This window comes from Actinomycetota bacterium (genome assembly GCA_036280995.1).
In the GTDB taxonomy this organism is placed as follows: domain Bacteria; phylum Actinomycetota; class CALGFH01; order CALGFH01; family CALGFH01; genus CALGFH01.
The window spans coordinates 1-8,972 of record DASUPQ010000498.1 but is presented as its reverse complement, the minus strand read 5'-3'; the positions used below and the strand labels follow the sequence as shown (position 1 = coordinate 8,972).

Annotated in this window: 11 protein-coding genes; 7 read left to right on the top strand and 4 right to left on the bottom strand. The window is 75.8% G+C overall.

Annotated features, from left to right (window positions below; genetic code table 11):
• Positions 1-206 precede the first annotated feature (206 nt).
• Together VF468_16950 and VF468_16945 are read right to left on the bottom strand one after the other, a co-directional pair.
• Positions 207-1,139 (bottom strand): MBL fold metallo-hydrolase, encoded by a 933-nt coding sequence (locus tag VF468_16950; GenBank protein HEX5879981.1) that lies wholly within the window; start codon positions 1,137-1,139, stop codon positions 207-209.
• An 82-nt stretch (positions 1,140-1,221) separates the two neighbouring features.
• Positions 1,222-2,502, bottom strand: a complete 1,281-nt coding sequence (locus VF468_16945) for a DUF1015 domain-containing protein (GenBank protein ID HEX5879980.1) — start codon at positions 2,500-2,502, stop codon at positions 1,222-1,224.
• A 97-nt stretch (positions 2,503-2,599) separates the two neighbouring features.
• On the opposite strand from VF468_16945, the gene VF468_16940 reads away from it, so the two are divergent.
• Positions 2,600-2,992 (top strand): tetratricopeptide repeat protein, encoded by a 393-nt coding sequence (locus VF468_16940; GenBank protein ID HEX5879979.1) that lies wholly within the window; start codon positions 2,600-2,602, stop codon positions 2,990-2,992.
• Positions 2,985-4,169: an HAD-IIA family hydrolase gene (locus VF468_16935; GenBank protein ID HEX5879978.1), complete on the top strand. Its 1,185-nt coding sequence runs from the start codon at positions 2,985-2,987 to the stop codon at positions 4,167-4,169. The genes VF468_16940 and VF468_16935 overlap by 8 nt, the downstream gene beginning before the upstream one ends.
• Here VF468_16935 and VF468_16930 read toward each other — a convergent pair.
• Both VF468_16930 and VF468_16925 read right to left on the bottom strand, forming a co-directional pair.
• Positions 4,166-4,981 carry a rhomboid family intramembrane serine protease gene (locus tag VF468_16930; GenBank protein HEX5879977.1) on the bottom strand — a complete coding sequence of 272 codons (816 nt, stop codon included), beginning with the start codon at positions 4,979-4,981 and terminating at the stop codon, positions 4,166-4,168. The two genes, VF468_16935 and VF468_16930, sit on opposite strands and share 4 nt — an antisense overlap.
• A 7-nt stretch (positions 4,982-4,988) precedes the next feature.
• On the bottom strand, positions 4,989-5,330 hold the full coding sequence (locus VF468_16925; GenBank protein HEX5879976.1) for an SCP2 sterol-binding domain-containing protein: 342 nt from the start codon (positions 5,328-5,330) through the stop codon (positions 4,989-4,991).
• A gap of 129 nt (positions 5,331-5,459) precedes the next feature.
• Here VF468_16925 and VF468_16920 point away from each other — a divergent pair, with 129 nt between their 5' ends.
• The 5 genes from VF468_16920 to VF468_16900 all read left to right on the top strand — a co-directional run.
• Complete coding sequence (locus VF468_16920) at positions 5,460-5,963, top strand: hypothetical protein (protein ID HEX5879975.1); 504 nt, start codon at positions 5,460-5,462, stop codon at positions 5,961-5,963.
• A gap of 116 nt (positions 5,964-6,079) precedes the next feature.
• Positions 6,080-6,253, top strand: coding sequence for a hypothetical protein (locus tag VF468_16915; GenBank protein ID HEX5879974.1), 174 nt, complete (start codon positions 6,080-6,082; stop codon positions 6,251-6,253).
• A 7-nt stretch (positions 6,254-6,260) separates the two neighbouring features.
• Positions 6,261-7,070 (top strand): TlyA family RNA methyltransferase, encoded by an 810-nt coding sequence (locus VF468_16910; protein ID HEX5879973.1) that lies wholly within the window; start codon positions 6,261-6,263, stop codon positions 7,068-7,070.
• Positions 7,067-7,963, top strand: coding sequence for an NAD(+)/NADH kinase (locus tag VF468_16905; GenBank protein HEX5879972.1), 897 nt, complete (start codon positions 7,067-7,069; stop codon positions 7,961-7,963). The genes VF468_16910 and VF468_16905 overlap by 4 nt, the downstream gene beginning before the upstream one ends.
• Before the next feature lie 53 nt (positions 7,964-8,016).
• Positions 8,017-8,972, top strand: a 956-nt coding sequence (locus VF468_16900; GenBank protein ID HEX5879971.1) for an AAA family ATPase, incomplete at its 3' end; no start/stop codon positions are given.

Below are 8,972 nucleotides of genomic sequence, written 5' to 3'. Positions count from 1 at the left end.
GAACACCCGTAGACGAAAGCGGTACAGCAGGTCATCCTGCGTCACGGCGACGCCTCCTCGTTCCTTGACTTGGTGGTCAGGACGAAGGATGCGTCGCCGCTCTTCGCTAGTGGGGGACGTGCCCCAGTGTCGCTACAACTCGGGGACAGGACAACCTAGGGGGGACCGTTGCCGCCGCCGAACCCCGACACCGTCTTCGAGCGCTGCTAGCCGTCGCCGGCGGCGCGCTGGCGCTGCTGGATCCAGCGGAGGAGGCCGGCGGCGTTGGACTCGTAGCTGTTGAGGAGCTCGGACCGAGCGGGGTCCATGGCCTGGTGGCCCTCCTCCTGCTCGAAGCGCTCGCGGAGGGCGGCCTCGATGTGGTCGAGCTCGGGGCCGTGCTCCTGGGCGGCGCGTTCGGCGGTCTCGCACCAGCGCAGCAGCTTGTCCTCGGCCTCGGCGAGGCGGTCGGCGGGGGGCGTGATGGGGCCGAAGTGGGTCAGGACCAGGTGGGAGGGGTTGCGCTCGGCGAAGCGGCGCAGGCTGGCCACGGCCAGGTCGCGGTCGAAGTCGGGCGGAGGGGTCGCCGGGCGGAGGACGCCGGTCGAGGGCAGCAGGACCCCGACGCCGTCCCCGGCGAACAGGGCGCCCAGGTCGGGCTCGAACACCGCCAGGTGATGCTTGGCGTGGCCGGGGGCGTGGAGCAGCTCCAGGCGCCGGCCGCCCAGGTCAAGGACCTCGCCGTCCTCGGCCGCCTTGATCCGGGCCGCCTCGACCGGGGTCAGGCCGCCGTAGACGGTGTCCATCAGCGGCCCGTAGACCCGGGCCGCGCTGGCCAGCAGCCGTTCGGGGTCGGCCAGGTGCCGGGCGCCGGCCGGGTGGACGACAACGGTGGCGTTCGGGAAGGCCCGGACGAGGTCGCCGACCCCGCCGGCGTGGTCGAGGTGGATGTGGGTGACCACGATCCAGGCCAGGTCGCCCGGGTCGAGGCCGGCGTCGGCCACCCCGGCGGCGATCGCGCCGGCCACCTTGGCCGGCCCCGTCTCGATCAGCGCCGGACGCTCACCGGCGAGCAGGAAGCCGGCGGTGATCTCCGACGCGCCTCCCATGTAGGTGTCGATCCCCGTGACCCCGTCCGGCAGGGCGTCGAGCACACTCACGGCAACCTCCTGGTGACCAGTCGCACCATGGCACAGGCGCTCTTGCGGGGGCCTGGGGGGAGCCAGCTCCTCCCCACATGGATCAGGGACTCTCGTCAAGCAGCCTCAACACCAAGCCGTCCCGAGGCTTCGGATAGAAGAAGGTGGTCTTCTGGGGGAGGGTCTCGCCGCCGGCGGCGATCTCGGCCACGGTGGCGAACGGGGCCGGTCGGAGGATCAGGAGGCTGGCGGCCGCGCCCAGGTCGACGGCGGCCACGGCGGCGGGCAGGTCGCTCTCGTACACCACCCGGCCCTCGAAGTCGCTCACCCCCAGGCGCTTGCTCAGCACCGGGCCGTGCAGGACCTCGACGTCGAGCATGCGGCGGTCGCGGCCCGCCTCGGCGGCCAGGGCGGCCGGGTCGCGGGCGGTCAGGAGCCAGCTGCGCCCGCCCGCGTACAGCCCGAACGCGACGGCGTCGGCCGGCAGCCCGGCCAGGGCCTGCTCGATCTCGGCCGGGGAGGTGGCCGGCCGGGCGTCGAAGTCGCCGTCCAGGCCGGCCAGGACGGCCGCCCCGTCCACGTCGGCCAGCAGCCGGTGGATGGCCAGCACGGCCGGGCCGTGCAGGTCGGCGTCGACCAGGTACATGAGGAGCTCGTCCCAGGGGCCCGGCCGCCCGCCGTTGGCGGCCCGCATGGCCTCGCGGTAGGCGAGCGAGGTCCGGTGGCGGTGATGGCCGTCGGCGATCAGCACCCGCTGGGCGGCCATGCGCTCCCGCCAGGCGGCGATCCGGCCGGGGTCGGCGACCGCCCACAGCCGGTGCCGGACTCCGGTCTCGTCGACGCAGTCGAGGGCCGGCTCGGTGGCGGTCAGGTCGTCGAGCTCGGCCGCCGGGCCGCCTGCGCCGGCGTACACGCCGAACACGGGGGAGAGGTTCGCCCCGGTCGCCTCCAGCAGCCGCAGCCGGTCGGCCACGGGCGCGGCCATGGTCCGCTCGTGGGGCACGACCCAGGCGCCGGTGTCGTCCAGGGCGACGCTGGCCAGCACCCCCCGCTGGACCCGCTCGACGCCCCTCAGTTGATAGATCTCCTCATAGACATAGAGACATGGCGACGTGTCGCGCCGGAGCACGCCCTCGGACCGCCACCGGTCGAGCAGCCCGGCCACGTGCCGGTAGTCGCTGCTGCCGTCGCGCACGGCCGGGGCGGCGTCCTCCTGGGCCGGCCGGGCCAGGATCAGCCGGACCACGTTGTAGGGGCTCATGGCCTCGTAGGCGTCGCGGGCCTCGGGCGAGATGACGTCGTAGGGGGGAGCGGTGACCTGGGCGTGGGCGCCGACGACGGCGGGATCGAAGCGCAGGCCGCGGAAGGGGGCGACGGCTACCATGGTGCCGCCGCACTCGGGTTGTCGGTCATGGCCGTGTTTGTAGCAAGCGCGGGCCGCCGGTCGCCAGCCAGGCTGCTCACCGCCCGTGATCCGGAGGATGACCATCGACGTCGACACCTACGAGCTGTTCCGGCGGGGCAGCGAGCTGCTGGCCGCCGGCCACGCCCACCAGGCGGTGATCGCGCTCGAACAGGCCCGCGACGCCGCCCCGGGGCACGGCTCGGTCCGGGAGGCGCTGGGCCGCGCCTACTACGGCGCCGGCCGGACCTCGGCCGCCGAGGCCGAGTTCTCCGAGGCCCTGGAGATCGACCCGAGCAACGACTACGCCCACTTCGGCCTCGGCCTCTGCCTGGCCAGGGGCGGCGAGCGGGCCCGGGCCGTCGGCCACCTCCGCCTGGCCGTGGTCATGCGCCCGGAGGTCGACACCTACCGCCAGGCCCTCGACCGGGTCGAGCGCCTGCGCGCCGCCGAGGAACCCGGTCGTGGCTGACGGCGGGGCGCTGGTGGCCGGGTTCGGGGGCGTCGTCTTCGACCTGGACGGGGTCGTCTACCTGGGCGAGCAGGTCGTGCCGGCCGCGCCGGGGGCGCTCGACCAGGTGCGGGGGCTGGGCGTCAAGGTGGCGTTCGTGACCAACAACTCCTACCGGCCCCCCGACCGGGTGGCCGAGAAGCTGAACCGGCTGGGGGTCAAGGCGGCCGAGGGCGAGGTGCTGACCTCGGCCGCGGCGGCGGTGCGGCTGCTCGGGGGGCGGGACGGGCTCGACGGGGTCAGGGTCATGGTGGTCGGCGGCCCGGGGCTGCGCCAGGCGCTGGAGGCGGCCGGGGCCCGGGTGGTCGACGGGCCGGCGTGGCGCGAGGCCGAGGTGGTGGCCGTCGGGTTCGACCCGGACCTGACCTACGCCCGGGTCCGGGACGCGACACTGGCCATCCGGGCCGGGGCCAGGTTCGTCGGCAGCAACCCGGACACGACCCTGCCGACCCCGGACGGGTTCTGGCCGGGGGCGGGGGCGACCCTGGCCCTGCTACGGGCCTCCACCGGGGTGCGGCCCGAGGTCGCCGGCAAGCCGGAGCGGGCGCTGCTCGACACCGCCGCGGCCGCCATCGGCCCCGGGCCCTACCTGATGGTGGGCGACCGGGCCGACACCGACCTGGACGGCGCCCACCGGCTCGGCTGGTCGACGGCGCTGGTCCTCAGCGGCGTCACCCGGCCGGCCGACCTGCCCGACCTGGCGACCGTCCCCGACCACCTGCTGGCCGACGTCGGCGGCCTGCTCGAGCAGCCCGGCCCGGCCGTCCACCCCGCCACCGGCGCCGACCGGGACGCGGCCGCCGCCCTGCTCGGGGCGGACGAGGGCGGTGGGAGCCGGCTGCTGGTCGCGGTGACGGGGGAGGACGGGCGGGTCGTGGGCGCGGCCGCCGTGCGGCCCGACGGATCCGCCGGGCAGCTGGACGGGCCCGTGGTCGAGCAGGCCTGGCGGCACCGGCTCGTCGGCACCCGCCTGGTCATGGCCGCCTGCATCGAGGCCCGCGCCGCCGGCCTGGCCCGGGTCGCCGCCCCCCCCGGCGCCGGGGCGTTCCTGACCCGCCTCGGGTTCCGCCCCGACCCGGGCGCCGACCCCGCCGCCCCGCCCCTGATCCGCGAGCTCCGCGACCTGGGCGACGGCTAGTAGCGTCTGCCGTAGTACCAGTCGGGCGGGGCCGGCGGTGGTGGCGGGGGGCGGCGGGCGCGGAGGCCGCCGAGGAGGAGGATCAGGACCACCCCGGCGGCGAACCCGACGACGTGGGCCAGGTAGGCCACGCCGGCGCCCTCGGCGGTGGCGGCGCCCTGGAAGTAGAGCCACTGGAGCACGAACCAGGAACCGAGCACGATCCAGGCCGGCAGCCACACCGGGATGAAGAACAGGAACGGCACCAGGCTGGTCACCCGGGCGCTGGGGAACAGCAGCAGGTAGGCGCCGAGCACCCCGGCGATGGCGCCCGACGCCCCGACCAGGGTGTCGGTGCTGGACGGGTCGGAGAGGGCGAACCCGTAGGTGGCCACGTACCCGCAGGCCAGGTAGAAGAGCAGGTAGCGGAGGTGGCCGAGCCGGTCCTCGACGTTGTTGCCGAACACGAACAGGAACAGCATGTTGCCGGCCAGGTGCAGCAGCCCCCCGTGCAGGAACATGGCCGAGAGCACCGACAGGGCTGGGACCTTCTGGTAGTCCGGCTCCGCGGGCACGAACCGGTTGCACTCGGCCACGCCGGTGGTGCTGTCGAGCGGGTCGTTCTCCAGCAGCTCCACCGGGATGGCCGCCCACTCCCGGAAGAAGGCGAGCTGGCGGCAGAACCCCTCCGGGGTGTTGGCGTCGCCGCCGACGTCGAGCGGCGAGATGGGCGAGAGGAAGAACACCACCACGTTGACGGCGATGAGCGTCCAGTTGACGATCGCCGGCTGCCGGGTCGGGTTGTCGTCGTGGATCGGGATGAGCCCGAGCATCCGACTCCTAGAGAAGGCTGCGCAGCCGCAGCAGGTCGACGATGCTGGCGTCGACCTTGACCTTGCCCGAGGTGAACGCGGACAGGAACGAGATCCGCCCCTCCACCAGGTCGACAAGGTCGTCGGAGCCGACCCGGAGGGTGATGTCGGCGCGGCCGTTGGGCGGGGTCTCGCTGGGCTGGGAGACGTGGCCCTGGTCGACCACCGAGTACCAGTCGGCGCCCAGGTCGGGGACGTGGCAGCGCAGGACCTTGCGGCTCGGGATGGCCGAGCGCACATTGGCCTCGTTGCCGTCGAGCCGGGCCATCAGCACCACGAGCTGCCGCTCGACCTCGGCCTTGGTCGCCACTCCCACCCTCCTCACCCCGCGTCCGACTGACCGGTTCTACCACACGGGCTGGCCGCCAACCCGGGTTCGTTGACCGGTTCCGGAGCCGCTGACAGAATCCTGGCGCCGGACGCGTGCTGGAGGTGTGCCGTGGCGAGCGGGAGGGAGCAGTACCTACAGGCGTTGGCGAGCCTCAGCGACCTGACCCGGGCCCAGGCCGATCGGGTCGCGGCCCTGCTCGCCAAGCAGGGCGAGGTCCAGTCGGCCCAGGTCGGCCGGGTGGCCGAGGACCTGATGCGCCGGACCCAGAAGAACCGCGAGATCATGACCCGCCTGGTCCAGCGGGAGGTCAAGCGCCAGCTCGGCGTGCTCGGCATGGCCACCAGGGACGAGGTCGCCCGGCTGCAGCAGCGCGTCCGCGCCCTCGAGCAGGAGCTCGAGCGGGCCAGCAAGGCCGCGGCGCCCACGACCTCCCCCAAGACGTCCAGGGCGGCGTCCTCCAAGGCGAAGGCGGCGTCGTCGGGGTCGGCGGCCAAGGCCTCGACCCGGACCCGGACCGGCGGGACGAGCTCGCGCTCGACCGCATCCTCCCCGGGCACCCGCCGGGCCAAGGGCAAGTCCGCCAGGTCCGCCGAGGGCGGCGGGCAGGCCTGAGCGACCCGGCCCGGTGCCGAGTCCCCCGGGGGAGCGTCGCCGACCGGCGAACGACCCGCTCCCGGTTGCCCACTGCCACCTATACTTGCCGCGTCGTCGCCGTTGCGGGAGGTGTCGTGACCGGGCCAGAGGGATCGCTGCCGCGGGAGGAGAGCGCCGCCGACCCGGCGGCCGAGGTCGAGGCGGCCCTGGCCGGGCTGGACGAGACCGACCTGGCCGCCCACGCGGACGCCTTCGAGGCGGTCAACGCCGCCATCCTCGCCGAGCTCCAGCGCCTCGAGGCGCTGTAGGGCGCCGGTGCCGACCCGGGTGCGGCTGGACCGCGAGCTGGTCCGGCGCGGCCTGGCCCCCAGCAGGGAGGCGGCCGGCGCCGCCATCCGGGCTGGCCGGGTCCTGGTCGGCGGGGCGGTCGCGGCCAAGCCGTCGACGCTCGTCTCCACCGGCGACCCGGTCGCCCTGGCCGGGCCGGCCCGGCGCTGGGCGAGCCGCGGCGGCGACAAGCTCGCCCCGGCTCTCGAGCGGCTCGGGGTGGCGGTGGCCGGGCGCCGCTGCCTGGACGCGGGCGCGTCCACCGGCGGCTTCACCGACGTGCTCCTGGAGGCGGGGGCGGCCGAGGTGGTGGCCGTCGACGTCGGCTACGGCCAGCTGGAGCTGCGCCTGCGCCAGGACCCGCGGGTCAGGGTGCTGGACCGGACCAACGTGCGGGCCCTGGACGCCGAGATGGTCGGCGGCCCGGTCGACCTGACCGTGGCCGACCTGTCGTTCATCTCCCTGCGCCTGGTCCTGCCCGTGCTGGCCGCCGTCACCCGCGACGGCGGCGACCTGGTGCTGCTGGTCAAGCCCCAGTTCGAGGCCGGCCGGGAGGCGGTGGGCCGCGGCGGCGTGGTCCGCGACCCGGCCGCCCGGGCCGCCGCCGTCCGCGCGGTTGCCGGCGCCGGCGCCTCCCTCGGGCTCGGGGTGGCCGGGCTCTGCCCGTCGCCGCTCCCCGGCCCGGCCGGCAACCTGGAGCTGTTCCTCCACCTCCGCGCCGGCGCGCCCCCCCTTGACGAGCCCGCCCTCGAGGCCGCCCTGGCCGAGGGCGCCGCCCTCCCCGGAGCCGCGGGGTGAGCCGCCTGCGGCGGGTCGGGGTGGTGGTCCACCCAGGGCGGCCGCCCGCCGTCGAGCTGGGCAAGCTGCTGGCCGGGTGGGCCGACGAGCATGGGATCGAGCTGCGCACCCTGGCCTCCGAGCGGGGCTGTGTCGGCGAGGACGTGCCCTGTGTCGAGGAGCCGGAGTTCGCCCCCGGGCTCGACCTGGTGGTCGCGCTCGGCGGCGACGGGACCCTGCTGCGGGCCCTCGGCCTGGTCCTGGTCGAGCAGGTGCCGGCGCTGGGGGTGAACGCCGGCCGGCTCGGGTTCCTGGTCGAGGTGGAGCCGGGCGGCCTCGGCGACGCCCTCGACGCCGTCTGGGCCGGCCGCTACCGGGTCGAGCGGCGCACCACCCTGGTGGCCAGGGTGCTCGTCGACGGCCGGGAGATCGCCGAGGACCTGGCCGTCAACGACGTCGTGCTCGAGAAGGCGGCCCGGGAGCGGCTGGCCGCGGTCGCGGTCCGCCTCGGCGACGGCGGGCCGTTCGCCCGCTACGCCGCCGACGGGGTCATGGTCGCCTCCCCGACCGGCTCGACCGCCTACAGCTTCTCGGCCGGCGGGCCGATCGTCTCCCCCCGGCTGGACGCGCTGCTGCTCACCCCGATCGCGCCCCACATGGTCTTCAACCGCTCACTGGTCCTGCACCCCGACGAGGCGGTGCAGCTCGAGGTGCTGCCCGACAACCCGGTGATCGAGAGCGTCGACGGCCGGGCCGCCCGCGAGCTGCCCCCGGGCGCGGTCGTGGAGGTCCGCCGCAGCCGCTTCGACGCCCTGCTCGTCCGGATCGGGCGGGCCGACTTCTACCGCCTGGTCCGCTCCAAGTTCCGCCTGGCCGACCCCGCCGCCACCGACGCCAAGCACGCCGGGCCCTGAGCTGGGGACGGCGCCGGGCTCCGGGTGGGCCAGGCGGGCTAGAATCGCAGGTGATGTTAGCCGAGCTTCGCATCCGCGACCTCGGGGTCATCGATGATGCCCGCCTCGAGGTCTCGGCCGGCCTCAACGTGCTCACCGGCGAGACCGGCGCCGGCAAGACCATGGTCGTCGACGCCCTCGCCCTGCTGCTCGGGGGGCGGGCCGACCCTGGCGCGGTCCGGGCCGGGCGGCCCGCCGCGCTGGTCGAAGGCCGCCTGCGCACCGGCGGCGACGGCGAGGTCGCCGCCGCCCTGGCCACCGCCGGGGTGGAGGACGAGGACGGCGAGGTCGTGGTCGCCCGCCAGGTGCTGGCCGAGGGCCGCAGCCGGGCCCAGCTCCAGGGCCGCATGGCCACCGTTGCCGCGATCGCCGACGTTGTCCGTCCGTTGGTGGAGGTCCACGGCCAGCACGAGTTCCAGGACCTGCTCCGCCCCGGCGTCCAGCGCGACCTGCTCGACCGCTTCGCCGGCGAGCCCGCGCTGGGCCCTCGGGCCGCCTTCGCCGCCGGCTGGCGGCGGCTGCGCGCCGTCACCCGCGAGCTGGACGACCTGGCCACCAGGGCCCGCGAGCGCGAACGCGAGATCGACCTGCTCCGCCATCAGCTGGACGAGATCGAGGCCGCCCAGGTCCGGGTGGGGGAGTCGGCCGAGCTGGCCGCCGAGGCCGAGCGCCTGGCCAACGCCGAGGCTCTCCAGCAGGCGGCCGCCCTGGCCCACCAGCTCCTGGAGGGCGACGAGGACGCCGGCGCGGCCACCGCCCTCGGCGCCGCCGCCCGGGCCGTGCACGGCCCCGGCGGCCACGACCCCGCCCTCGGCGAGCTGGGCGGCCGGGCCCAGGCCCTGGCCGCCGAGGTCGCCGACCTCGCCTCCAGCCTGCGCGCCTACGCCGAGGCGGTGCTGGTCGACCCGGGCCGCCTCGAGGAGGTCAACACCCGCATGGCCCTGCTGCGCGACCTGGAGCGCAAGTACGG

Excerpts from the sequence above, each read along its gene's own strand:
- VF468_16945 (HEX5879980.1), bottom strand. The coding sequence starts at position 2,502 with ATGGTAGCCGTCGCCCCCTTCCGCGGCCTGCGCTTCGATCCCGCCGTC.
- VF468_16940 (HEX5879979.1), top strand. The coding sequence starts at position 2,600 with ATGACCATCGACGTCGACACCTACGAGCTGTTCCGGCGGGGCAGCGAG.
- VF468_16930 (HEX5879977.1), bottom strand. The coding sequence starts at position 4,981 with ATGCTCGGGCTCATCCCGATCCACGACGACAACCCGACCCGGCAGCCG.